This is a genomic window from Pseudomonas sp. NPDC089547, assembly GCF_050280665.1.
In the GTDB taxonomy this organism is placed as follows: domain Bacteria; phylum Pseudomonadota; class Gammaproteobacteria; order Pseudomonadales; family Pseudomonadaceae; genus Aquipseudomonas.
This window is the reverse complement of the sequence record NZ_JBNNVS010000013.1, coordinates 76,778-100,846: the sequence shown is the minus strand read 5'-3', so window position 1 is coordinate 100,846 and position 24,069 is coordinate 76,778. Positions and strand designations below refer to the sequence as shown.

Annotated in this window: 22 protein-coding genes, 1 tRNA gene and 1 pseudogene; 18 read left to right on the top strand and 6 right to left on the bottom strand. The window is 61.3% G+C overall.

Annotated features, from left to right (window positions below; translation table 11 throughout):
• The first annotated feature begins 55 nt into the window (after positions 1-55).
• From ruvA to ACQKPZ_RS11915, 12 genes are all read left to right on the top strand, one after another.
• The gene (ruvA, locus tag ACQKPZ_RS11970; protein ID WP_391127058.1) at positions 56-673 is read left to right on the top strand and encodes a Holliday junction branch migration protein RuvA; all 618 of its coding nucleotides are present in this window, start codon (positions 56-58) and stop codon (positions 671-673) included.
• Positions 670-1,716, top strand: a complete 1,047-nt coding sequence (gene ruvB / locus ACQKPZ_RS11965; protein WP_427538073.1) for a Holliday junction branch migration DNA helicase RuvB — start codon at positions 670-672, stop codon at positions 1,714-1,716. The genes ruvA and ruvB overlap by 4 nt, the downstream gene beginning before the upstream one ends.
• Before the next feature lie 125 nt (positions 1,717-1,841).
• Positions 1,842-2,294, top strand: a complete 453-nt coding sequence (gene ybgC, locus ACQKPZ_RS11960) for a tol-pal system-associated acyl-CoA thioesterase (RefSeq protein ID WP_403199436.1) — start codon at positions 1,842-1,844, stop codon at positions 2,292-2,294.
• 2 nt (positions 2,295-2,296) lie between these two features.
• On the top strand, positions 2,297-2,992 hold the full coding sequence (gene tolQ / locus ACQKPZ_RS11955) for a protein TolQ (protein ID WP_010952367.1): 696 nt from the start codon (positions 2,297-2,299) through the stop codon (positions 2,990-2,992).
• 14 nt (positions 2,993-3,006) lie between these two features.
• On the top strand, positions 3,007-3,459 hold the full coding sequence (tolR, locus tag ACQKPZ_RS11950; protein WP_008090221.1) for a protein TolR: 453 nt from the start codon (positions 3,007-3,009) through the stop codon (positions 3,457-3,459).
• Positions 3,459-4,577, top strand: coding sequence for a cell envelope integrity protein TolA (gene tolA, locus ACQKPZ_RS11945; protein ID WP_427538070.1), 1,119 nt, complete (start codon positions 3,459-3,461; stop codon positions 4,575-4,577). Before tolR ends, tolA begins: the two co-directional genes overlap by 1 nt.
• Positions 4,578-4,603: 26 nt before the next feature.
• The gene (gene tolB / locus ACQKPZ_RS11940) at positions 4,604-5,875 is read left to right on the top strand and encodes a Tol-Pal system beta propeller repeat protein TolB (RefSeq protein WP_391127218.1); all 1,272 of its coding nucleotides are present in this window, start codon (positions 4,604-4,606) and stop codon (positions 5,873-5,875) included.
• Between the two features lie 54 nt (positions 5,876-5,929).
• Positions 5,930-6,430, top strand: coding sequence for a peptidoglycan-associated lipoprotein Pal (pal, locus tag ACQKPZ_RS11935; protein ID WP_003254755.1), 501 nt, complete (start codon positions 5,930-5,932; stop codon positions 6,428-6,430).
• 6 nt (positions 6,431-6,436) lie between these two features.
• Complete coding sequence (ybgF, locus tag ACQKPZ_RS11930; protein WP_110743807.1) at positions 6,437-7,243, top strand: tol-pal system protein YbgF; 807 nt, start codon at positions 6,437-6,439, stop codon at positions 7,241-7,243.
• A gap of 168 nt (positions 7,244-7,411) precedes the next feature.
• Positions 7,412-8,059 carry a 7-carboxy-7-deazaguanine synthase QueE gene (gene queE / locus ACQKPZ_RS11925; protein ID WP_427538067.1) on the top strand — a complete coding sequence of 216 codons (648 nt, stop codon included), beginning with the start codon at positions 7,412-7,414 and terminating at the stop codon, positions 8,057-8,059.
• 17 nt (positions 8,060-8,076) lie between these two features.
• On the top strand, positions 8,077-8,751 hold the full coding sequence (queC, locus tag ACQKPZ_RS11920; RefSeq protein ID WP_427538064.1) for a 7-cyano-7-deazaguanine synthase QueC: 675 nt from the start codon (positions 8,077-8,079) through the stop codon (positions 8,749-8,751).
• A gap of 59 nt (positions 8,752-8,810) precedes the next feature.
• Positions 8,811-8,886, top strand: a tRNA-Lys gene (locus ACQKPZ_RS11915).
• Positions 8,887-8,971: 85 nt separating this feature from the next.
• Here the strand turns inward: ACQKPZ_RS11915 and ACQKPZ_RS11910 are convergent.
• The 4 genes and pseudogenes from ACQKPZ_RS11910 to ACQKPZ_RS11895 form a co-directional block, all read right to left on the bottom strand.
• The gene (locus ACQKPZ_RS11910) at positions 8,972-9,931 is read right to left on the bottom strand and encodes a cation diffusion facilitator family transporter (protein ID WP_427538061.1); all 960 of its coding nucleotides are present in this window, start codon (positions 9,929-9,931) and stop codon (positions 8,972-8,974) included.
• Positions 9,932-10,093: 162 nt separating this feature from the next.
• The gene (locus tag ACQKPZ_RS11905; RefSeq protein ID WP_427538149.1) at positions 10,094-10,849 is read right to left on the bottom strand and encodes a methyl-accepting chemotaxis protein; all 756 of its coding nucleotides are present in this window, start codon (positions 10,847-10,849) and stop codon (positions 10,094-10,096) included.
• 102 nt (positions 10,850-10,951) lie between these two features.
• A pseudogene (locus ACQKPZ_RS11900) lies at positions 10,952-11,941 on the bottom strand (HAMP domain-containing protein); the annotation flags it as partial.
• A 285-nt stretch (positions 11,942-12,226) separates the two neighbouring features.
• Positions 12,227-13,579, bottom strand: a complete 1,353-nt coding sequence (locus ACQKPZ_RS11895) for an APC family permease (RefSeq protein WP_427538058.1) — start codon at positions 13,577-13,579, stop codon at positions 12,227-12,229.
• Positions 13,580-14,022: 443 nt separating this feature from the next.
• Between ACQKPZ_RS11895 and ACQKPZ_RS11890 the strand changes: the two genes are divergently transcribed.
• Both ACQKPZ_RS11890 and nadA read left to right on the top strand, forming a co-directional pair.
• Positions 14,023-15,531, top strand: coding sequence for a YdgA family protein (locus ACQKPZ_RS11890; RefSeq protein ID WP_427538055.1), 1,509 nt, complete (start codon positions 14,023-14,025; stop codon positions 15,529-15,531).
• A gap of 297 nt (positions 15,532-15,828) precedes the next feature.
• Positions 15,829-16,887 carry a quinolinate synthase NadA gene (gene nadA / locus ACQKPZ_RS11885; RefSeq protein WP_391127023.1) on the top strand — a complete coding sequence of 353 codons (1,059 nt, stop codon included), beginning with the start codon at positions 15,829-15,831 and terminating at the stop codon, positions 16,885-16,887.
• 108 nt (positions 16,888-16,995) lie between these two features.
• Here the strand turns inward: nadA and ACQKPZ_RS11880 are convergent, their stop codons facing one another.
• On the bottom strand, positions 16,996-18,432 hold the full coding sequence (locus ACQKPZ_RS11880; protein WP_427538052.1) for a M48 family metalloprotease: 1,437 nt from the start codon (positions 18,430-18,432) through the stop codon (positions 16,996-16,998).
• 121 nt (positions 18,433-18,553) lie between these two features.
• Here ACQKPZ_RS11880 and ACQKPZ_RS11875 point away from each other — a divergent pair, with 121 nt between their 5' ends.
• The 4 genes from ACQKPZ_RS11875 to ACQKPZ_RS11860 all read left to right on the top strand — a co-directional run bounded on the left by ACQKPZ_RS11875 (position 18,554) and on the right by ACQKPZ_RS11860 (position 23,582).
• Positions 18,554-18,793 carry a sulfurtransferase TusA family protein gene (locus ACQKPZ_RS11875; RefSeq protein WP_225778857.1) on the top strand — a complete coding sequence of 80 codons (240 nt, stop codon included), beginning with the start codon at positions 18,554-18,556 and terminating at the stop codon, positions 18,791-18,793.
• 20 nt (positions 18,794-18,813) lie between these two features.
• Positions 18,814-19,884 carry an AI-2E family transporter gene (locus ACQKPZ_RS11870; protein ID WP_391127017.1) on the top strand — a complete coding sequence of 357 codons (1,071 nt, stop codon included), beginning with the start codon at positions 18,814-18,816 and terminating at the stop codon, positions 19,882-19,884.
• 307 nt (positions 19,885-20,191) lie between these two features.
• A complete protein-coding gene (locus ACQKPZ_RS11865; protein WP_427538049.1) occupies positions 20,192-22,639 on the top strand; it encodes a TonB-dependent siderophore receptor in 2,448 nt (815 codons plus the stop codon).
• 106 nt (positions 22,640-22,745) lie between these two features.
• The gene (locus ACQKPZ_RS11860) at positions 22,746-23,582 is read left to right on the top strand and encodes a CvfB family protein (protein WP_391126748.1); all 837 of its coding nucleotides are present in this window, start codon (positions 22,746-22,748) and stop codon (positions 23,580-23,582) included.
• On the opposite strand, the gene ACQKPZ_RS11855 is transcribed toward ACQKPZ_RS11860, so the two are convergent.
• On the bottom strand, positions 23,583-23,963 hold the full coding sequence (locus ACQKPZ_RS11855) for a hypothetical protein (protein WP_003254641.1): 381 nt from the start codon (positions 23,961-23,963) through the stop codon (positions 23,583-23,585).
• Between the last annotated feature and the right edge of the window lie 106 nt (positions 23,964-24,069).

Here is a 24,069-nt window from a genome sequence, read left to right as displayed (position 1 = left end):
TTGCTGATAGGGTTGAGCGGTCTTTGACCCGCTCCCCGAGAGGAAGGATCGGAACGTGATTGGACGTTTGCGCGGCACCCTGGCGGAAAAACAGCCGCCGCACCTGATTATCGACGTCAACGGCGTGGGTTACGAACTGGAAGTTCCCATGACCACGCTGTACCGTCTGCCCAAAGTGGGCGAAACCGTCACCGTGCACACCCACCTGGTGGTGCGCGAAGACGCCCACCTGCTTTACGGCTTTGCCGAAAAGCGCGAGCGCGAGCTGTTCCGCGAGCTCATCCGCCTCAATGGCGTGGGGCCGAAGCTGGCATTGGCGCTGATGTCCGGCCTGGAGGTCGACGAACTGGTGCGCTGCGTACAGGCCCAGGACACATCGGCCCTGGTGCGCGTGCCCGGTGTCGGCAAGAAAACTGCCGAGCGCCTGCTGGTCGAGCTCAAGGACCGCTTCAAGGCCTGGGAAACCTCCCCAGCCATGTTCACCCTGGTCTCCGATGGCCCGTTGCCGGTCGCCAGCGAATCCACCGCAGAGGCTGACGCCGTCAGCGCGCTGGTCTCGCTGGGCTACAAACCGCAGGAAGCGAGCAAGGCAATCGCCGCGATCAAGGACAAGGCCGGCCTGAGCAGTGAGGAGCTGATCCGCCGCAGCCTGAAAGGGATGATTACCAAGTGATCGAAGCCGACCGCCTGATCGCCGCCAGTGGCCGCGACCGTGAAGAGGTTCAGGACCGGGCAATCCGCCCGCTGAGCCTGGACGAGTACATCGGGCAGCCGGTGGTGCGTGAACAGATGTCGCTGTTCATCCAGGCTGCCCGTGGCCGTAGCGAGTCGCTCGACCACACTTTGATCTTCGGCCCACCGGGTCTGGGCAAGACCACCCTGGCCAATATCATCGCCCATGAAATGGGCGTGTCGGTGAAGAGCACTTCGGGGCCGATTCTTGAGCGCCCCGGCGACCTGGCGGCCATGCTGACCAACCTCGAGCCGCACGACGTGCTGTTCATCGACGAAATCCACCGCCTGTCGCCGGTCGTCGAAGAGGTGCTGTACCCGGCCATGGAAGACTTCCAGCTCGACATCATGATCGGCGAAGGGCCTGCAGCCCGCTCGATCAAGCTCGACCTGCCGCCGTTTACCCTGGTCGGTGCCACCACCCGTGCCGGCATGCTCACCAACCCGTTGCGTGACCGCTTCGGTATCGTCCAGCGCCTGGAGTTCTACAGCGACAAGGACCTGGCCACCATCGTCAGCCGCTCGGCCAACATCCTGGGCCTGGTGATCGAAGACCAGGGCGCCTACGAGATTGCCCGGCGTGCCCGTGGCACGCCACGTATCGCCAACCGCCTGTTGCGCCGCGTGCGCGACTACGCCGAGGTGCGCGGCAAGGGCCAGATCACCAAGGCCGTGGCCGACATGGCGCTGAACCTGCTGGATGTCGACGAGTGCGGGTTCGACCATTCCGACCGCCGCCTGCTGCTCACCATGATCGAGAAGTTCGATGGTGGCCCGGTAGGGGTGGACAACCTGGCTGCAGCCATCAGCGAAGAGCGCCATACCATCGAGGACGTGCTTGAGCCGTACCTGATCCAGCAAGGCTATATCATGCGCACCCCGCGTGGCCGCGTGGTTACCCGGCATGCCTACCTGCACTTTGGCCTGAACGTACCCGGGCGCCTGGGGGAGGGTGGAGATTTTTCCGAAGCAGGCGATGAATGACAGATCAAAACCGGCTTTTCGTGGTCCTACCGCTGGCATGCCGAAGGTGCGCTGGCAATAAGACATTAATGAAGAAAAAACAGTTGCCACAGCGGATTGGCAAGCTGAGGAGTAAGCACTAGAGTATGCGCGCGCAAAATGGCCTGGAACCGTTCGCACACCGTTGTCGCGTCTATTACGAAGACACCGATGCCGGTGGCGTGGTGTATTACGTCAATTACCTGAAATTCATGGAGCGCGCGCGCACCGAACGCCTGCGGCACCTGGGCTTTTCCCAGTCGCAACTGGCGCAAGACAACCTGTTGTTCGTGGTCCACTCCAGCGAAGCGCGTTATCACGCGCCGGCGCGGCTGGACGACGAGCTGCGGGTCACCGCGCACGTACTTGAACTCAATCGCGCCAGCCTGCGTTTCGTACAGCAGGTCTGGCGAGAAAAGGATGAAACGCTGCTCTGCGAAGGGCAGTTCCTGGTGGCTGCCGTGCGCGCCGACACTTTCAAACCCCGAGCCATACCCCCCCAGCTACGCGACGCCTTTGCGGCGGACGGCTCGGGTAATCAATCGAATGCAGGAGAATAAGCGTGGAAGCTAACGTCGTCGACCATACCTCCATGTGGAGTCTGGTCAGCAATGCCAGCGTGGTGGTACAGCTGGTAATGCTGACCCTGGTGGCCGCCTCGGTCACTTCATGGATCATGATCTTCCAGCGCAGCACCATGCTGCGTGCCGGTCGTCGTGCGCTGGATGCCTTCGAGGAGCGCTTCTGGTCGGGTATCGACCTGTCCAAGCTGTACCGCCAGGCAGGCAGCAACCCAGACCCGGACTCAGGTGTCGAGCAGGTTTTCCGTGCCGGCTTCAAGGAGTTCTCGCGCCTGCGCCAGCAGCCAGGCGTTGACCCGGACGCCGTCATGGAAGGCGTTGGCCGTGCCATGCGCGTGGCCATTTCGCGCGAGGAAGAAAAACTCGAGCAAAGCCTGCCGTTCCTGGCCACCGTCGGTTCCACCAGCCCGTACATCGGCCTGTTCGGTACCGTGTGGGGCATCATGAACTCGTTCCGCGGCCTGGCCAGCGCCCAGCAGGCCACCTTGGCCACCGTTGCCCCGGGTATCGCCGAAGCACTGATCGCCACCGCCATCGGCCTGTTCGCCGCAATCCCGGCAGTAATCGCCTACAACCGGTTTGCCGCGCGCAGCGAAGTGCTGATCGGTCGTTACTACACCTTCGCCGACGAGTTCCAGGCGATCCTGCACCGCAAAGTGCACACCAGCGAAGAGTAATCAGGTAGAAGCCCATGGCCCGAGTTCGCCACAAACGCAAGCCCGTCGCCGAGATGAACGTGGTGCCCTACATCGATGTGATGCTGGTGCTGCTGGTCATCTTCATGGTGACGGCGCCCATGCTCAATCAGGGCGTGAAGGTCGACCTGCCCAAGGTTTCCAGCGAAGCCTTGCCGCAGGACAACAACGTCCAGATCCTCACCATCTCCATCAAGGCCGACAAGACCTACTACTGGAACCTTGGCAGCGAAGTCGATACCGACAAACAGATGGACAAGGCCATGACCTTGCCTGACATGACCAGTGCAGTGACCAAGATCATTGCTGCAGGCCGTGACCAGGGCAAGCAGACCCAGGTGTTCATCCGTGGCGACAAGGCTGTCGACTATGGCGCGGTCATGGGTGCCATGGGCGGGTTGCAGAAGGCCGGTGTCGGTAACGTTGGCCTGATTACCGAGGCGCCCTGATGCAACAGCGAGAGCCATCCGCCTCGGAAAGCTACTTCTGGCCCAGTGTCTGGGCCATCGGCCTGCATGTGCTGGTGTTCGCCCTGCTGTTCGTCAGTTTTGCGATGACGCCTGAGCTGCCGCCTTCCAAGCCGATCGTTCAGGCTACCCTGTATCAGCTCAAGTCCAAGAGCCAGGCGACCACCCAGACCAACCAGAAGATTGCCGGGGAAGCGAAGAAAACCGCGTCGCGCCAGACCGAAGTCGAGCAGCTGGAGCAGAAAAAGGTCGAGCAGGAGGCTGTGAAGGCCGCGGAACAAAAGAAAGCCGACGCTGCTCAAAAGGCCGAAGAGGCCCGCGAAGCTGCCGAAGCGAAAAAAGCCGAAGACGCTGCCAAGGCCGCAGACGCCGCCAAGGCTGCCGAGGCCAAGAAAGCCGCTGAAGCCAAGAAGGCCGACGAGGCGAAGAAGGCCGCCGAGAAACAGCAGGCCGACATCGCCAAGAAGAAGGCTGAGGAAGAAGCCAAGAAAAAAGCCGAAGAAGAGGCCAAGAAAGAGGCCGCTGAAGAGGCGAAGAAACAAGCCGCCGAGGACGCCAAGAAAAAGGCAGCCGAAGAGGCCAAGAAGAAAGCAGCCGAGGACGCCAAGAAGAAAGCGGCGGCCGAGGACGCGAAGAAGAAGGCAGCTGAAGAGGCCAAGAAAAAGGCCGCTGCAGACGCCCAGAAGAAAAAGGCACAGGAAGCGGCCCGCAAGGCGGCAGAAGACAAGAAAGCCCAGGCCCTGGCCGAGCTGTTGTCCGATACCACCGAGCGGCAGCAGGCGCTGGCCGACGAGCAGGGTGACCAGGTGGCCGGCGACTTCGACGACCTGATCCGCATGCGCGCGGCCGAGGGCTGGGCACGTCCGCCTTCCGCGCGCAAGGGCATGACGGTGGTCCTGCAGATCAACATGTTGCCGGACGGTACCATCACCAGTGTCAGCGTGGCCCGTTCCAGTGGTGACGGCCCGTACGACAGTTCGGCGGTGGCTGCGGTGAAGAACATTGGTCGTTTGACCGAGATGCAGGGTATGAAGCCGAGCGATTTCAACCAATATCGTTCGTTCAAGATGACATTTACACCTGAGGATCTAGCGTTGTGATTAAACGTCTGAGAGGACTGCTGGTCATGCTGTGCTGCGTGGCAGGCATGGCCGTAGCAGAGGAAAAGAACATCCTGGTCACCAGCGGCAGCGACCGGGCAACCCCCATCGCAGTAGTGCCGTTCGGTCTGCAGGGCGGCAGCGTGTTGCCAGAAGACATTGCCGACATCATCGGCAACGATCTGCGCAACTCCGGCTACTACTCGCCGATTCCGCGGCAGAACATGATCAGCCAGCCGTCGCAGGCCAGCGAAGTCATCTTCCGTGACTGGAAAGCGCTGGGTGCCCAATACGTGATGGTGGGCAGCATCGTGCCGTCGGGCGGTCGCCTGCAGGTGCAGTACGCGCTGTTCAACGTCGCTACCGAGCAGCAAGTGCTGACCGGCAGCGTGGCGGGCAGCACCGACCAGCTGCGCGACATGGCGCACTACATTGCCGACCAGTCGTTCGAGAAGCTCACCGGCATCAAGGGTGCGTTCTCCACCCGTATGCTGTACGTGACGGCCGAGCGCTTCTCCACCAACAACACCCGCTACACCCTGCAGCGTTCGGACTACGACGGTGCGCGTGCGGTCACCTTGCTGCAATCGCGTGAGCCGATCCTGTCGCCGCGCTTTGCGCCAGATGGCAAGCGTATTGCCTATGTTTCGTTCGAGCAGAAGCGTCCGCGCATCTTCATCCAGAACATCGATACCGGCCGCCGCGAGCAGGTGACCAACTTCGAAGGCCTGAACGGCGCGCCAGCCTGGTCGCCGGACGGTTCGCGCCTGGCATTCGTATTGTCGAAAGACGGCAACCCGGACATCTATGTGATGAACGTGGCATCGCGCCAGATCAGCCGTGTTACCGCAGGCCCGGGTATCAATACCGAGCCGTTCTGGGGTAAAGATGGCAACACCCTTTACTTCACCTCCGACCGTGGCGGCAAGCCGCAGATCTACAAACAGTCGGTCGGTGGCGGTGGTGCAGAGCGCGTAACCTTCGTGGGTAACTACAACGCCAACCCGAAACTTTCGGCGGACGAAAAGACCCTGGTGATGATCCATCGCCAACAGGGCTTTACCAACTTCAAAGTGGCGGCACAGGACTTGCAACGCGGAAGTGTAAAGATTCTCTCTGAAACAAGTCTTGATGAGTCTCCCACTGTTGCGCCAAACGGCACCATGCTAATCTACGCCACCCGCCAGCAGGGCCGGGGAGTCTTGATGCTCGTGTCGCTTAATGGCCGCGTGAGGCTCCCACTTCCTACCGCTCAAGGCGAAGTCAGAGAACCGTCCTGGTCCCCTTACCTGAACTGATTGCGGCGTAATACGTTTTGCTTAACACACTGGGGTTTCATTAGGAGTTTCACGATGGAAATGCTGAAGTTTGGTAAATTTGCTGCGCTGGCTCTGGCCATGGCCGTAGCTGTAGGTTGCTCCTCGAAGGGCGGTGACAACGCAGGCGAAGGCGCTGCTGTAGACCCTAACGCTGGCTACGGTGCCAACACTGGCGCAGTTGACGGCTCCCTGAGCGAAGAAGCTGCCCTGCGCGCAATCACCACCTTCTACTTCGAATACGACAGCTCGGACCTGAAGCCAGAAGCCATGCGCGCTCTGGACGTTCACGCCAAGGACCTGAAAGCCAACGGCAACCGCGTTGTTCTGGAAGGCAACACCGACGAGCGCGGCACCCGCGAGTACAACATGGCTCTGGGTGAGCGTCGTGCCAAGGCCGTTCAGCGCTACCTGGTTCTGCAGGGCGTTTCCCCTGCTCAGCTGGAACTGGTTTCCTACGGCGAAGAGCGTCCAGTTGCCACCGGCAACGACGAGCAGTCCTGGGCTCAGAACCGTCGCGTAGAACTGCGTAAGTAAGTTCTTATGCGCATGTGCCGCCGTGTAGTAACCGTCCTCGCACTCAGCCTGCCGCTCGCGGCCTGGGCTGAGGTCCCTGTAGTAGATGACAACGCAGGCAGTTATCCGCCTGCGGGTTATGGCACGAGCGGCGCCTATGCCGGGTCAGGGGCTTCGGCCCCTGCCTCTGCACAGGGCCAGCTGTTCATGCAGCTGCAACAGATGCAGGACCAGCTTTCCCGCCAGCAAGGCATCATCGAAGAGCTGCAGAACGATGTGTCGCGCATGAAGCAGGAAAACCTGGAGCGATACCAGGACCTGGACCGTCGCATCAACAGTGGCGCTGCGCCTGCCGCAACCCCTGACAATTCCTCCGGTGGTGGTGCATCCAATGCCGCCCCCGATGCAGCAGCAGGTGCTGCTGCGCAACAACCGGCCGCCAGTAGCGAGCCCGGTGATCCGGCGAAAGAAAAGCTCTACTACGATGCTGCTTTCGACCTGATCAAGCAGAAAGACTTCGACAAGGCCAGCCAGGCGTTCAACGCCTTCCTGCGCAAGTACCCCAACAGCCAGTATGCCGGCAATGCCCAGTACTGGTTGGGTGAAGTAAACCTGGCCAAGGGTGACCTGCCAGGCGCCAGCCAGGCCTTTGCCCAGGTCAGCCAGAAGTATCCGAAGCACAGCAAGGTGCCTGATTCGCTGTACAAGCTGGCCGACGTCGAGCGCCGCATGGGCCACACCGACAAGGTCAAGGGCATCCTGCAGCAGGTCATTACCCAGTACCCCGGCACCTCCGCCGCGCAACTGGCACAGCGTGACCTGCAGAAGCTCTAAGCCTTGTAGCAGCACCGTTCGAAAGAAACCCGCGCCAGCCGCGGGTTTTTTCGTTAGAATCACTGCCCTTTTTTCGTAAACACGCTGCTGCGGATAACGCTATGTCGAGTCCGCGACAGTGCCTGACGGAGGCGGGCAGCCTGTTTAGCTGTCACGCCCGTGGCGAGCATGCAAGACACACTACGCATCACCGAAGTCTTTTACTCTTTGCAGGGTGAAACACGAACGGCTGGGCTGCCCACGGTTTTCGTGCGCCTCACCGGTTGCCCCCTGCGCTGCCAGTACTGCGACAGTGCCTATGCCTTCACTGGCGGTACCATTCGTACCCTTGATTCGATCCTTGAGCAGGTTGCCGGCTTCAAGCCCCGGTACGTCTGCGTCACCGGTGGCGAGCCACTGGCCCAGCCCAACGCCTTGCCGTTGCTACAGCGCCTGTGTAACGCCGGTTACGAGGTATCGCTGGAGACCAGTGGCGCACTCGATATCTCTGGCACCGACACCCGCGTCAGCCGCGTGGTCGACCTGAAGACTCCGGGTTCCGAAGAGTCGCACCGTAACCGTTACGAGAACATCGAGCACCTGACCCGCAACGACCAGGTCAAGTTTGTCATCTGTTCCCGTGAGGACTACGACTGGGCCGTATCCAAGCTGATCCAGTACAACCTGGCCGAGCGTGCCGGCGAGGTGTTGTTCTCGCCTAGCCACCATCAGGTAAATGCCAGTGACCTGGCGGACTGGATCATTGCCGACAACCTGCCTGTGCGTTTCCAGCTGCAGCTGCACAAGCTGTTGTGGAACGACGAACCCGGACGCTGATTGAGGAGCAAGCACACATGACAGAAAAACGCGCAGTAATCCTGTTGTCCGGTGGCCTGGACTCGGCCACCGTGGTTGCCATGGCCAAGGCCCAAGGCTACAGCTGCTACACCATGAGCTTCGACTATGGCCAGCGCCATCGTGCCGAACTGAATGCTGCCGCCCGCGTTGCCCGTGACCTGGGCGTAGTCGAGCACAAGGTGATCGGCCTGAACCTCGACGGCATTGGCGGCTCGGCATTGACCGACAGCAGCATTGACGTGCCGGAAGCCCCAAGTGAAGGCATACCGGTCACCTACGTGCCGGCGCGTAATACCGTATTCTTGTCCTTGGCCCTGGGTTGGGCAGAAGTGCTGGAGGCGCGGGACATCTTCATTGGTGTGAACGCCGTGGACTACTCAGGCTACCCGGATTGCCGCCCCGAGTTCGTCGAATCCTTCGAGCGCATGGCCAACCTGGCGACCAAGGCGGGTGTTGAAGGGCAGGGTTTCCGCATCCAGGCACCCCTGCAGAACATGAGCAAGGCGCAGATCGTGCAGGCCGGCATGGCCCGTGGCGTGGATTACAGCCTCACGGTTTCCTGCTACCAGGCCGACGATGACGGCCGTGCCTGTGGCAAGTGCGACAGCTGCCGCCTGCGCGCCGACGGCTTCAAGGCGGCCGGTGTAGACGACCCGACACGGTATTATTGAAAATTATTGATGGGCTATTGATTTTTCTTTAGAAATCAGTATTATACGCGCCATCAAATGGGTCGTTAGCTCAGTTGGTAGAGCAGTTGGCTTTTAACCAATTGGTCGTAGGTTCGAATCCTACACGACCCACCATATGCAGTACGTCAAAGCTCGCTACCAGCAATGGTCGCGGGCTTTTTCGCTTTCAGGGTCCTGGGTCCGCTTTGCGCCCCTAGGCTTATTCAGCCCACTCAGTATCCCCGGTAAACACCACTGTAATCCAGCGGTCCGGCCCTTCACCCCCAACGGCATCGCCCACTTCGTTGCGCAGCGCGTCCCACTCGTCGATTGTTTTCGCCCCCATTTCTGGTGGCACGATGAAATACAATTCGATCTCCCGTGAGCGTCCTACCTTAGCCACGTACGCCCGATACGACTGCAAACCGTGCTTGCTGACGAATGCCTTTGCCACGTCATCTACGTGCTCCTTAAGGTCGCCAGGGGTGACCAGGAAGATCTCAGACAGCGCCTGGCGCACCACCGACATCGGCAATGGCACGATCACCAGGCACACCAGTGCCAGCACCGCAGGGTCGATGTACGGAGATATCCACTCCAGTGATGTGCCCTGCACCGCGTAACCAAAGCAGAACGCGATCAGCAGTGCAGCGGTGATGCTGGCCGACATCACCCAGCCCTTGACGTCCATGCGCACGAAATCCGAGCCCAGCTTGCGGTTGGCGCGGGCTTCGACGATGGCGATGGTGACGCAGGCGATCACGGTGAGTACGGCATAGACCATGGCAATACCGAACTCCAGGTGACGGCCGCCTTGCAGCAGGCTGCTGACCGCGTTGATCAGCGCATAGAGGGCCACGCCGCTGAGCAGGATGCCATTGAGTGCCAGTACCATGGGCTCCAGGTGCCAGAAACCCATGGTGAAACGCTCACGTAGTTTGCGTGACATATGCACGCTGGTGGTGTGCGAGGTAATCAGCTTGACCACCACCAGCGACAGCCCGCTCATGCTGGCGTCGACCAGGGAGTACACGCCGTCGAACATGATGGAAAACGAGCCAGAGGCGATGCCAAAGGCGATGCCGATGGTGGCGATGAACAGGGTGACGGCGATCGAGGTGCGTAAGAGGCCTTGTTCGCTGGTGATGTCGAAGAACGATTGTTTGTTTTGGGGATCCATGAAATGAGCTCAGTCGTAACGAAGTAACTATCTTCAGGTCTGCGCAATTATTGTAGGAGCGGCCTTGTGTCGCGATCGGGCTGCGAAGCAGCCCCAGGTTTTAGCAGTGTCGCCCAAATTGCCGGGGCTGCTTCGCAGCCCGATCGCGACACAAGGCCGCTCCTACACGCGAAACTGCTCCATCAGCGCCTGCTGCTGGTTGGCCAGCCGGTTCAAGGCCAGGCTGATGCGTGCCGACTCATCCGCCTGGCCCGCCAGCGACTCGGTGACATCACGAATTCCTGCCACATTGCGATTCACTTCCTCGGCCACCGCGCTCTGTTCTTCCGCCGCCGAGGCAATCTGCAGGTTCATGTCGCTGATCACGGTCACCGCTTCGCCAATCCGCTGCAGGGCTGGCAGCGCCTGTTCCATACGTGACGCGCTGTCCTGAGCCTGGCGCTGGCCTTCGTGCATCGCGCCCACCACATCCTGGGTACCTTGCTGCAGGCCTTCGATGACCTGGCGGATTTCCTCCACCGACACCTGCGTGCGCTGCGCCAGCCCACGTACTTCATCGGCGACCACGGCAAAACCGCGCCCGGCCTCGCCAGCGCGGGCGGCTTCGATGGCGGCATTCAGCGCCAGCAGGTTGGTCTGCTCGGCGATGGTACGAATCACTTCCAGCACCGAGCCGATCTGCCCGCTGCGTCCTTCCAGCGCACGCGCCTCGTCCATGGCGGTGTTCATGCCGGCTGCCAGGCGGTCGATGCCCTGGCGGGTGCTGTCGATCAGTTGCAGGCCCTCGCGGCTGGCCTGGTCAGCGGCACGCGCGGCCTGGGCGGCCTGCGAGGCGTTGTGGGCAACATCCAGCGCGGTGGCGCTCATTTCGTTGGCCGCCGTGGCTACTTGCTCGATTTCGCGGTGCTGCTGCTGCATGCCACTGCTGGTCTGGCTGGCGATGGCGGCTGACTGGTCGGCAGTGCTGCGGGCTTCCTGCAGCGAGCCTTTGACTTGGGCAATGATCGGCTGCAGCTTGTCGAGGAAGCGGTTGAACCACCCCGTGAGCTGGCCCAGTTCGTCCTCGCGGGCGTAGTCCAGGCGGCGGGTAAGGTCGCCTTCACCGCTGGCGATGTCTTCAAGGCGTGCGGCCACGGCCAGGATGGGGCGGGTAACACCACGTGCGGTCAGCCACACGAGCAACAAACCCACCACTGCGGCGCCCAGGCCGATCAGCAAACTGGTGAGATTGGCTTGTTGGTTGTGCGCGTCCAGGCGCTGGTTGAGGGTGACGGCCGGTGCCTGCAGCACGCTTTCAGGCAACTCCAGTAACACCTGCCAGGGCGCCGCGTCCGGGATTGGTGCAAAAGGGTGGGACACTCGCAACAGGCCGTCGGCTACCGCCTTGTCCATCGGTTTGCCGAGGGTGCCCGCGTCGCGGCTGTTGCCAGCCAGCAGGCCGGCGGCGCTGGCAATACTCACCTGGTCCTGGCCATCAAACAGCTCACGGCGGCCGTCCATGCTCAGTTGCTGCAGGTTGGCCAGGCCGATGTCCAGGCCAACAACGCCCACTACCTTGCCGTGCTCGAGCAGCGGCAGGGCAATGCTGGTCATCAGCACCTGGCGACCGTTGACCTCGTCCAGGTACGGTTCGAGCATGCACACCCTGGCCGTGTCCTGCGGGCAGGTCAGCCAGCGGTTTTTCGCCGCGCCGTTGCTGCCGATGCTGGCGTCACCAAGCATCGATTCCGGCATGGCCTCAAGCTCCAGTGTGCCGGGGCCAGGCTGCGACCAATACAGCGAGAAGCGCCCGCTTTCGTTGCTGCCAGCAGCATCCTGGCCGATGAACTGGCTGTCCTGCTGGTCCAGTGCGTTGGGCTGGAACACCAGGTACAAGCCGATCACGTCCGGGTTGCCGGCCAGGCTGGCACGGGCCTGGCGGGTCAGTTCGGCGCGCAGGTCGCTGCCGCCACGGGCCTTGAGCACTTGCACCAGGCGGGCAAAGCCATTGCCGTACTGGTAGGCGTCCATGAAGTAACGCTGGATTCGCAGGGCCTGGGTTTCGGCGTGGGCCTGCAGGCGATGGCGTGCGCTGGTGTCGAGCATGGCGGTGTTGGCCTGGTTGACCAGGGCAGCGCTGCGCTGCGCCTGGGTCAACGATGTGGCCACCAGCAAGGCGACGATGGCCAGCAGGCACAGGCCGGCGAGCAGGGTAATCTTCCACTGGATGGAGAGGCGACGCAGCGGCATGGGGGCATTCCTTTTCGAACAAGTACAACGCCCGCGGTCAGGCGCGGGCGTTGTCGGCGGCGAGGGTCATTCGGCGACGTAGTTGGGTGGTGCTGCCCGGAAGGCTTTGGTCAGCCAGCCAAGGTAGACCAACCCGAGCGCAGCCCAGATGCCGCCAAACATCAGCGAGTGCGCGTTCAGGTCAAGCCACAGCGAGACAATGATGCAGAAGCCGATGGTAGGCAGCACCAGGTACTTCAGCTTGTTGGCCAGGCCTTTGCGGTTGCCTTCGCGCAGGTAGCAGTGGTTGATCACCGACAGGTTGACGAAGCTGAAGGCGACCAGGGCGCCGAAGTTGATGATTGAAGTGGCGGTCACCAGGTCGAAGAAGATCGCCGACAGCGAGATCAGCCCAACTACCGCAATGTTCAGTACCGGTGTCTTGTAGCGCGAATGCAGGCGGGCGAAGACGCCGGCCGGGATCACGTTGTCGCGGCCCATCACGTACAGCAGGCGCGACACGCTGGTTTGCGAGGCCAGGCCCGAGGCGATGGTATTGATCACGGTGCAGGCGATGAAGATTGACTGGAACAGCTTGCCGCCTACGTACAGGGCAATTTCCGGCAGGGCCGCTTCTTGGTCATGGAAGCGCGCCATGGTCGGGAAGTAGGCCTGGATGAAGTACGACACGGTGATGAACACCACGCCACCGATCAGCGCGGTCAGGAAGATCGCCTTGGGGATGGTCTTGGCCGGGTCGCGGGTTTCTTCGGACAGGCAGGTAACCGCGTCAAAGCCCAGGAACGAGAAGCACAGGATGGTTGCCCCGGCGGCCAGCGCGCTGAACTGGGTCTGGCTATCGGCGAACGGCAGCAGGCTCCAGGTAGTGCGCAGCCCTTCACCCTGGCCCAGGCCGCGTACGCACAGATAGATGAACACAGCGATGATCGCCACCTGCACGCCCACGAACAGCAAGTTGAAATGCGCCACCAGGTTTACGCTGCGCATGTTGATCAGGCTGATCAGTGTGACGAAACCGACCACCCAGATCCACTCCGGTACTTCGGGGAACATGGCCGAGAGGTACAGCTTGGCCAGCAACGCGTTGACCATTGGCAGCAGCAGGTAGTCCAGCAACGATGACCAGCCAACCAGGAAGCCAACGTGCGGGTTGATCGCACGTTGGGTATAGGTGTACGCCGAGCCCGACTGCGGGAAGCGTTTTACCAGGGTGCCGTAGCTCACGGCGGTGAACAGGATACCGACCAGCGCCAGGATGTAGGCGCTGGGCACATGGCCGGCAGTGATCCCGCTGACGATGCCGAAGGTATCGAACACGGTCATCGGGGTCAGGTAAGCCAGGCCGATGATGATCACATGCCAGAGGCGCAGGGTTTTACGGAGTTGGCCGTTGCCGGTTGCGCTGTGGTCAGGCTGCATGCTGGCATGGCTCCTGCGGCTGGGCGTAAACGTCGGGCACGGTGTATTGCGCATGCGGCAAGGGCGAGCGGGTGGGCTCCATGTTGTTCACCTTTTTTGTAGGAGCGGCGGAAGGCGCGTGGGGGGACGCGCAAAGTGGTGAAAATAAAAAGCGATGGGTAGGTTGGTGTCAAGTTAAACATGACAAGATGTTGCTGAATTGAAATATTTATCGATTTAAACGGAGATATGTTCGGTTTTTGCGCGTTTTTTTGCGGTTATGATCAATTTAAATGTTCGTAAAAATTAACAAATAGTCACTCGTCTACAGGGTGTCAGACGCTTCCGAAAAAGTGTTTTTTCGCGTTTCGGGCTGACCTTCGTCTACTGTCGCGGTGGTACTCTTCGCTTTCTGCGTAGCCTTTTGCTGCCCAGGAAGCCCTTACGGACTAACGGTTCTATTCATGAAGAAATCAGTAGGCATCCTTTCCGGCCTGGCTATCGCCATTGCCGTCGTAACCACCGCTGGCGCCTGGTACACCGGCAAGCAGCTGCCTGCCGAGCTGGACCATGCCCTCGAGCGCAGCAACGCGGAGCTCAAGAAGGCCCTGGTGACCACCGGCGGCAGCATGAGCATCGAGCGGGTGTCGCTGGAGCAGCATTTCTTCAGCAGTACTGCCCAGTACCGGCTCAAGGCCCGCGACATCAACGTGGGTGAAGGTGAGGTGGTGAGTTTCGACGTGGGCGTGACTGACCAGATCGAGCACGGCCCGTTCCCCTGGTCACGGGTCAAGGCGTTGAAGCTGCTGCCGGTCATGGCAGTCAGCAACAGCACCCTGCAAAAGGACGATGCCACTGAGGCATGGTTTGCCGCCGCAGGCGAGCAGGCGCCGGTCAGCGCACAGACCAGCCTGGGTTACGACGGCAACGTGGTCAGCCAGGTCCGGTTGGCGCCGGTCAAGCTTGACGAGGCGGAGGGCAACAGCCTCGATTTCTCGGGCATGCAGCTGGAGGTCAGTGGCGACAAGGAAGGCAAGGCTTCGAAATTCCACGGCCAGGCCGACCGTTTCGTGATGAAGCTTGTGCGTGACGACCAGCCGCCAGCAACGTTCGAGCTGACCGGCCTGAAGGTGGGTGGCAAGCTGGCGGCCACTGCACACGACGCCATCTATGTGGGTAACGTCGACCTGTATCTGGCCGAAACCAAGGTCACCCTGGGGCCGAAGCAGCAGGTGTTGCTGATCAAGGGCCTTGAGCAGAATGCGCTGCAAACCCTTGATGGCCCGGATACCGTAGGCGGTCGCGTGGACTACAAGGTCGGCGACATCACCTGGGATGGCCGCGCGGTGGGCAAGGCGCAGATGGCGATAAGTATTGCTTCGGTCAACGCACCGGCGTTGCAGGCGTTGTCGAAGTGGTACCAGGCGCATTTGCCGGAGTTCGAGGCCGCAGCTGCAGCCGGCCAGCCGGTGCCGCAGATCCAGATGAGCGACGCAGAGAAGGCAGTGTTCCAGGGTGACTTGCAGAAGCTGCTGGCCGCCAAGCCCAAGGTGGCAATAGAAAACCTGTCGTTCAAGACCGCCAATGGCGAGAGCCGCTTCAACCTGTCGATGGATTTCGCTGCCCCGGCCAGCTTCGACCTGCCGCCGGACCAGTTGAGCAAGCAGCTGATCACCGAAGTGAAGAGCAAGCTGTCGTTGTCCAAGCCGATGATGGGTGACCTTGCGACGTTGCAGGCGCTGCTGGATGGCCAGACCGACGCCCAGGCGATTGCCATGCAGTCGAGCCAGGCCGGGGAAATGGTCGGCATGATGGCGCTGCAGAGTGGCCTGGCTACGGTCGAAGGCAACGATGTGGTGAGCAGCCTGCGCTATGCCGATGGCATGGTCGACTTCAACGGCAGGAAAATGACCGTGGAAGAGTTCGCCATGCTCATGGCCGCACACCTGGCAGCATTGTCGCCGCAGGGTTGATTGATTGAACCTGTACCGGCCTCTTCGCGGGCACGCCCGCTCCCACAGGTTACTCATTGCTCCTGAGGGCAGCGCCGTACCTGTGGGAGCGGGCATGCCCGCGAAGAGGCCAGTGCAGCCAACACAAAAACCACTTTAGAATTCGCTGGATTCTCTGTAGCCTTCGGCCTCCGATAATAATCCGCGCCCGCAGAGGGCCGTGGCGGCCTGCGTGCCGTCCGGCACCCTTAGCCGATCTGCCAGGGCCGGGTGATACACTCGATTTGATGCGCACACGCGCCTGCAGGTCCAGCGATCATGACCCAGATTTCCGAACGCCTGTTGGTTCAGGCTCACCTCGATGCCAAGCAGCCCAACCCGCTGACAGCCGAGCAGGAGGCCGAATACCGTGCGGCCATCGCTGCCGAACTCAAGGCCCAGAATGCCGTGCTGGTCGCCCACTACTACTGCGACCCGGTCATCCAGGCGCTGGCTGAAGAAACCGGCGGCTGTGTGTCCGACTCGCTGGAAATGGCCCGCTTTGGCAAGAACCACCCGGCCGAAACGGTGATCGTGGCCGGTGTGCGTTTCATGGGCGAAACGGCGAAAATCCTCACGCCGGAAAAGCGCGTGCTGATGCCCACGCTGGAGGCCACGTGCTCGCTCGACCTGGGCTGCCCGGTGGAGGACTTCTCGGCCTTCTGCGACAAGCACCCTGAGCGCACCGTGGTGGTGTACGCCAACACGTCCGCTGCGGTAAAAGCCCGTGCCGACTGGGTGGTAACGTCCAGCTGCGCGCTGGAAATCGTCGAAAGCCTGATGGATAACGGCGAGACGATCATCTGGGGGCCGGACCAGCACCTGGGTCGTTACATCCAGAAGCAAACCGGTGCCGATATGCTGTTGTGGGACGGCGCCTGCATCGTTCACGAAGAGTTCAAGTCGCGCCAGCTGGCCGACATGAAGGCGCTGTACCCGGACGCAGCGATCCTGGTGCACCCCGAGTCGCCGGAAGCAGTGATCGAGCTGGCGGACGCGGTGGGCTCCACCAGTCAGTTGATCAAGGCGGCGCAAACCCTGCCGAACAAGACCTTCATCGTTGCGACCGACCGCGGCATCTTCTACAAGATGCAGCAGTTGTGCCCGGACAAGGAGTTCGTCGAGGCGCCGACTGCCGGTAATGGCGCGGCGTGCCGTAGCTGCGCGCATTGCCCGTGGATGGCGATGAATACCCTGGAGCGGGTACTGCATTGCCTGCGCAATGGCGGCGACGAAATCTTTGTTGACCCGGCGCTGGTGCCCAAGGCGATCAAACCGCTGAACCGGATGCTGGACTTTACTCAGGCGGCGCGGTTGAAGCTGTCCGGTAACGCCTGACGCCAGACCGCGTCGCCTTCTTCGCGGGCATGCCCGCTCCCACAGGTACAGCGCAACGCTTGCGAGCGTGTGGTCCCTGTGGGAGCGGGCATGCCCGCGAAAGGGCCCTCAGCGCCCCATCATTTCCCGAACCATCCGCTGCTGCTCCATGATCTCGCGCTGGCGTTGGTCGATCTGCGATGCCAGCGGGAAATTCCCCCCCGCCCGGCGCTTGGCGTAGTCCAACTGCTGGATCGCCTGATCAAAATCCCCCACCAAAGTGAAGTATTCGGCCCGCGCCCGGTGCAAGCCAATGGTATTGCCCGACAAGCCCCGCACTTCAGCCATGTCGTACCACACGTCCGGGTCGTCCGGCCGGCTCTTGACCAGCTCGTTCAACACCTTCTCCGCCTCGGCAGGCTTGTTCTGTTTCACCAGCAAATCGGCCCGCACCTGTTTCAGCGGGTAGTTGCCCGGGTACAGCCCCTGCATCCGCTCAGCGCGCTGTTGCGCGTCGGCCAGGCGGTTGTTGGTGATGTCCAGGTCAATTTGCGCCAGGTTATAGGTGATGTCGTTGGGCGCCTTGGCCAGCAGCGGCTTCAGGTTTTCACGCGCTTCGTTCAGCTGGCCTCCCTTGACCTGCGCCAGGGCCAGACCATAGCGGGCGGCGTCCAGTTTCGGGTCGTCATCGAGCTGGGTGCGGAAACGCTTGGCCGCAAGGCCTGGGGTTTCTTCGTAGATCAGGGCCACGCGAGCGCGAATCAGCTGGTAGCGCTGGCTGTCCTCAATGCCGCCTTTGGGCGCCTGTTCGGCACGGTTGCGGGTGTCGGCGATACGTGATTCTGTCACCGGGTGAGTCAGTAGAAATTCCGGCGGCTTGGCGCCGTAGCGGTACTGCTGCGCCAGGCGTTCAAACATGCTCGGCATGTTGCGAGGGTCGTAACCGGCCTTTTCCAGGTTTTGAATACCGATTCGGTCGGCTTCCTGTTCGTTCTGCCGCGAGAAACGCCGTTGTTCTTGAATGGCCGCTGCCTGGGTACCGGCAATCATGCCGATACCGGCATCGCCGGCACCACCCGCTGCCAGCACGATACCGGCCAGCAACGCCGCCATCATTGGCAGTTGCATGCGCTGCTGGGCCTCTACGCCGCGGGCGAAGTGGCGTTGTGACAAGTGCGCCAGTTCGTGTGCCAGTACCGAGGCGTACTCGCCTTCGGTTTGGGCGTTGAGGAACAAGCCGCCGTTGACCCCGACAATGCCACCTGGTGCGGCGAAGGCGTTCAGCTCACGGCTGTCGATGAGGATGAACTCCAGGCGCCGGTCCTGCAGTTGGCTGGTCTCGGCCAGCTTGTACACGCTGCTTTCGACGTAGTCCTTGAGCTGCGGATCGTTCAGCTGGTTGACCTGGCCGCGCAGCAGGCTCAGCCAGGCACGGCCCAGTTGGTGTTCCTGCTGCGGTGAAACGATCGCAGAACTGGCGTCACCCAGCGATGGCAGGTCGTCAGCGTGGCCGGGTAGGGCCAACAGGCAGGCCAGCGTCAGCAGGGTAGGGCGCAGTAGATTCATGCATGAAGCTCGCGTCGGTCAAAGATACCTACTGTAGCGGGCTCACACGTTGGCGACCAGTGGCGCTATCCTAGCCGACCCTGCCAGCCAGCAGTCTGACAACGCCTTTGGAGACCCTGCAATGAGTGACACCCTGACCTGCGACGCCGAACTGGACGCCAGCGGGCTGAATTGCCCTTTGCCGCTGCTCAAGGCCAAGATGGAACTCAACCGCCTGGCCAGCGGCGCGGTGCTCAAGGTAATCGCCACGGATGCCGGGTCGCAGCGTGACTTCCGCACTTTCGCCCGGTTGGCCGGTCATACCCTGCTGCAGGAAACGGCCGAGGCCGGCACCTACACTTACTGGCTGCGCAAGGCCTGAGTCTTTCCCAAGGATCGTCAATGTTCAAAGTGCTTCGCGACTGGATGCAGCGCTACTTCTCCGATGAAGAAGCGGTGGTGCTGGCGGTCCTGTTGTTTCTGGCTTTTACCGCGGTACTGACCCTGGGCGGCATGCTGGCGCCAGTGCTGGCGGGCATGGTACTGGCGTTCCTGATGCAGGGCCTGGTCAACGCCCTGGAGCGGGTGCGGGTACCGACCCGGCTGGCGGTGATGCTGGTGTTCGCCCTGTTCATGGGCGCGCTGGCAGTGTTCATGCTGGTGTTGGTGCCGCTGCTGTGGCACCAGCTCATTACCCTCTTCAACGAGCTGCCGGGCATGCTGGGCAAGTGGCAGTCGTTGCTGCTGCTGTTGCCCGAGCGCTACCCGCACCTGGTCTCGGACGAGCAGGTGCTGCATGCCATCGAGTCGGTGCGCGGGGAGATCGGCAAGTTTGGCCAGTGGGCGCTGACCTTTTCGCTGTCGAGCCTGCCGTTGCTGGTCAACGCCATGATCTACCTGGTGCTGGTGCCGATTCTGGTGTTCTTCTTCCTCAAGGACCGCGAGCTGATCGGCCGCTGGGTCAGTGGTTACCTGCCCAGCCAGCGTGCCTTGCTGAACCGGGTGGGCAGCGAGATGAACCGGCAGATCGCCAACTACATTCGCGGCAAGGGCATCGAAATCCTGATCTGCGGCATTGCCACCTACATCGCCTTCATCAGCCTGGGGCTCAACTACGCCGCGCTGCTGGCGCTACTGGTGGGGCTGTCGGTGGTGGTGCCGTATGTGGGCGCGGTGGTGGTGACGGTGCCGGTGACGCTGATTGCGCTGTTCCAGTGGGGTTGGGGCGACCAGTTCATCTACCTGATGACGGTGTACGCGATCATTCAGGCGCTGGACGGCAACGTGCTGGTGCCGCTGCTGTTCTCCGAGGCGGTTAGCCTGCACCCTGTGGCGATAATCTGTGCGGTGCTGCTGTTTGGCGGGCTGTGGGGGTTCTGGGGGATCTTCTTTGCCATCCCGCTGGCGACCTTGATCAAGGCCGTGCTGGATGCCTGGCCGCGGCAGGAGCCTAGCGTTTCACCGATGCTTTGATGTAATTGGGGGCCGCTTTGCGGCCCTGTCGCGACACAAGGCCGCTCCTACAGGGGATCGCGGTCCCTTGTAGGAGCGGCCTTGTGTCGCGAAAGGGCCGCAAAGCGGCCCCGGCAATATCTGCGGCGAAGCTGGAAGTCTGGGGCCGCTGCGCAGCCCTTTCGCGACACAAGGCCGCTCCTACACAAAGCGGGACCGTGCCCAGACATGAAGTTTCTAAAAATATTTCTCGTTTGCATTGTCGGTTTTCCAGTTTCACACGACCCCTCCTGCAAACCGCCAACACAGGCCTTTGAAGGAGCCCACCATGCATCGCCGCGTTACCCCCCACAGCTATCCCATTAAACCCCTCGTTGTTGCCATGTTCAGTGCTGCCTTGCTGGTGCAAGCCGGTGTGATTGTCCCCCTGAGTGCTGTCGGGCAGGCCAGCGCAGCAGAGGCCACACGCAGCTACACCATCGCCGCAGGGCCACTGGGTGCAGTGCTCAGCCGCTTTGCCAGCGATGCCGGGGTGGTGTTGTCGTTCGAGGCCGAATTGACCCAAGGCAAGCGCAGCCCGGGGTTGCAGGGGACGTACAGTGTCGAGCAAGGTTTCGCACGGTTGCTGGCGGGGAGTGATCTGCAGGTGATGGCCGCGAGCAATGGCAACTACGTGCTGCTGCCTCGCTCGAAGGATGGAGCGCTTGAACTGGGCGCGACCAGCATCAATGCATCGGGTTTGGGGGCTACCACGGAAGGCACTGGGTCTTATACGACCGGGTCGACCAGTACGGCGACCAAGATGAATCTGTCGATCAGGGAAACGCCGCAAAGCATCAGCGTCATTACCCGCCAACAGATGGACGATCAGCACTTGGCAAGCATCACCGACGTGCTGAAACAGAACCCGGGCATCACCATGTCCCAGGACGGCGGCGAGCGGTTTCACATCTACTCGCGCGGTTCGGAAATCAGTACCTACCAGCTTGATGGTGTGAACACCACTCAGGATTACCTGACACGCAACATGCCCAACACCTTGATGGACATGGCCATGTTCGACCGCATCGAACTCGTACGCGGTGCCACGGGCCTGATGACCGGTGCCGGCGAACCCAACGGCGTAGTCAACATGGTACGCAAGCGCCCCACTCGTGAGTTCCAGTCCTACATACAGGCCGGTGTCGGCTCATGGGACTACTACCGCGCCGAGGCCGACGTTTCTGGCCCGCTGATCGAAAGCGGCAAGTTGCGTGGCCGCCTGGTGGCCGCCAAACAGAGCAACCAGAGCTACATGGACTGGTACAGCCAGGACCGTGATCTTGTGTACGGCGTGCTCGAAGCGGACCTGACCGATACCACCACCGTGCGCTTCGGCATGGACTACCAGACCTACGACGCCAATGGGGCGCCAGGTGTGCCGCTGTTCTTCAGCAACGGCCAGCCCACCAATTTCTCCCGCTCGACCAGTTCCGGCCCACGCTGGATGTATGAAGACTACACCACCAAGAACTATTCCTTCGGCCTGGACCAGGAACTGGGCAATGGCTGGCAGTTGAAAGTGGCCGGCAACTACATGGATGTGGATCGCGACTCACTGTCAGCGTTCTACCGCACCGGTGCCGGGCTATCCACCCTCGATCAGGCTACCGGCAATGCCAAGCTCGACTTGCTGCAAGTCGATGCCCATCAGGTTCAGCGCGGCGCGAATATTACACTGCAAGGTCCTTTCCAACTGTTCGGTCAAACCCACGAACTGGTTACCGGCTTCGACTACATGGACTACAGGAACAACCACTTCACCGGAACGGCCGGCGCCACCGACTTCAACTTTTACACCTGGGGCAACCGTGTTCCACAACCTGGTAGCTACTCACCCCTGCTGGACTACGACCTGAACATCCGCCAGACAGGCTACTTCATTGCCACCCGTCTCAATTTCACCGACGATCTGCACCTGATCTTGGGAGCTCGTACCACAAGCTACCGCTCCGACTCCGAGCAAGTCGTACTTACCACCAACACGCCTTATGTATCGAACCTGCAGGAACGCGGTGAGGTAACGCCCTATGCTGGCCTGATCTACGACCTGAACGATGAGCAATCGGTCTACGTCAGTTACACCGATATCTTCAAGCCGCAGACCAACGTCGACCGCAACCGCAAGACCCTCGACCCGGTAATTGGCCAGAACTATGAAATGGGCTGGAAAGGCGAATTCTACAATGGTCGCCTGAATGCCAACGCGGCGATCTACTTGATCAAGCGTGACAACCTTGCCGTGCTCGACACTGATTTCGTAGCACCGGAAGGAGAAACCTGGTCGGCCTACAAGGCGGTGAGTGGTGCCGAGACCAAAGGGATCGACCTTGAACTGTCCGGTGAAGTGGCACCAGGGCTTGAGGTGCATACTGGCTACAGCCATTCGCGCACAGAGGATTCCAGCGGCACTCGTCAGACCCCTCAACTGCCTCTGGACACCTTCCGCCTGTGGACCACCTACCGCATGCCTGGTGAGTGGGACCGCCTGACCGTAGGCGGTGGTGTGAACTGGAACTCCAAGCAATCCATGGTCACCAGTTACAAGACCCGTATCACCCAGGAAGACTACGCTGTGACCAGCTTGATGGCCCGCTACAAGATCAGCGAAAACCTGGCTGCCACACTGAACGTGGACAATATCTTCGACAAGAAATACTACGCAGGCCTGGCCGGCAACTACGGCCACTATGGTGCGCCGAGAAACGCGACACTGAACCTGCGCTACGATTTCTGATCCAGCGCCCCACAAGCTCAATCACAAAGGGGCAACCGTCCGGAAGCTTTGACACCACCCCGTGTCTGTCTGGAAAATAGCCCCCTTGTCTTGAGGAACATCAGAAATGGCTCTGCTTGGGCGTTACAACAGTTTGCAAATCGTGAAGCACGTGGACTTCGGCCTGTACCTCGACGGCGGTGCCGACGGCGAGATCTTGCTGCCCGGGCGCTACATCCCGAAAAACGCCGAGACCGAGGTGGATGACTGGCTGAACGTGTTCATCTACCTGGACAGCGAAGACCAACTGATCGCCACCACCGAGAAGCCCAAGGTGCAGGTGGGCGAGTTTGCCAGCCTCAAGGTCAAGGACATCAACGGGGCGGGCATCTTCCTCGACTGGGGCCTGTCCAAGGACCTGATGATGCCGTACTCGGAAGAAGCGCGGCAGCTGAAGATCGGCGATTACTGCGTGGTGCACGTCTACCTGGACAAGCGCACCCGCCGCATCACCGCCACCTCACGCCTGGACCGCTACCTCGACGTTACCCCGGCCGACTACAAAGCCGGGCAACCGGTGGAGTTGCTGGTGGCCGGCGAAACGCCGATGGGCTTCAAGGCCATCATCAACAACCGCCACTGGGGCCTGATTCACAAGAACGAGGTGTTCAAGTTCCTGCGTTCGGGCATGCACGAAAAGGGCTTTATCAAGGAAGTGCGCCACGACGGCAAGATCGCCCTGAGCCTGCAACCGGTGGGGGCGGCGCTGGCCGACAGCCTGCAAGAGCAGATCATGGCGCGTCTGGAAGCTGAAGGTGGAGTGCTGGGTGTGTGCGACAAGAGCGACCCGGCGCTGATCAGCAAGCTGTTCAACGTCAGCAAGGGCAACTTCAAGAAGGCCATTGGCGGGTTGTTCAAGCAGGGCCTGATCGTCATCCATGACGACCGGATCGAAAAGGCCTGATCAGGCCTGCACGAAGTTGCGGAAATCCAGCTGCTCGCCACCCGGACGGGTGTCGCGCAGCAGCGAGTCGCGGTCGGCACTGAGGGCCAGGCTGATGGTGGAACGGCGCTTGCCGGGCTTGCGCACTTCCATCTGCTCTAGGTGAGCCTTGAGGAAGTTGGTGGGCACCTTCAGGTGCTGCAACTCATCGCTCTCTGGCGTGTGCAGCAGCAGGTTGACCCAGTCGGCCTGGCCCTTGCCCAGCAGCGCCACAGGCACTTCGAACCACCACAGGTTGCGTTTGTTGTCCAGGATGGCGAACAGCGTGTTGCTGCTGGTGAGCACCGGGCGAGCCAGTGCTTCGTTGCGCCGGGCGATGGCGGCGGGTTTGTCGAGTTTCATGCAGGTTCCTGCGGGTTGAAGCCATGAAGGCCTGCATTGTGAGGGGTGGCACTGGGCGGGGCAAGGTTTGTGACTCGCAGGCCCTCACGGACTGAACATTCTCCCA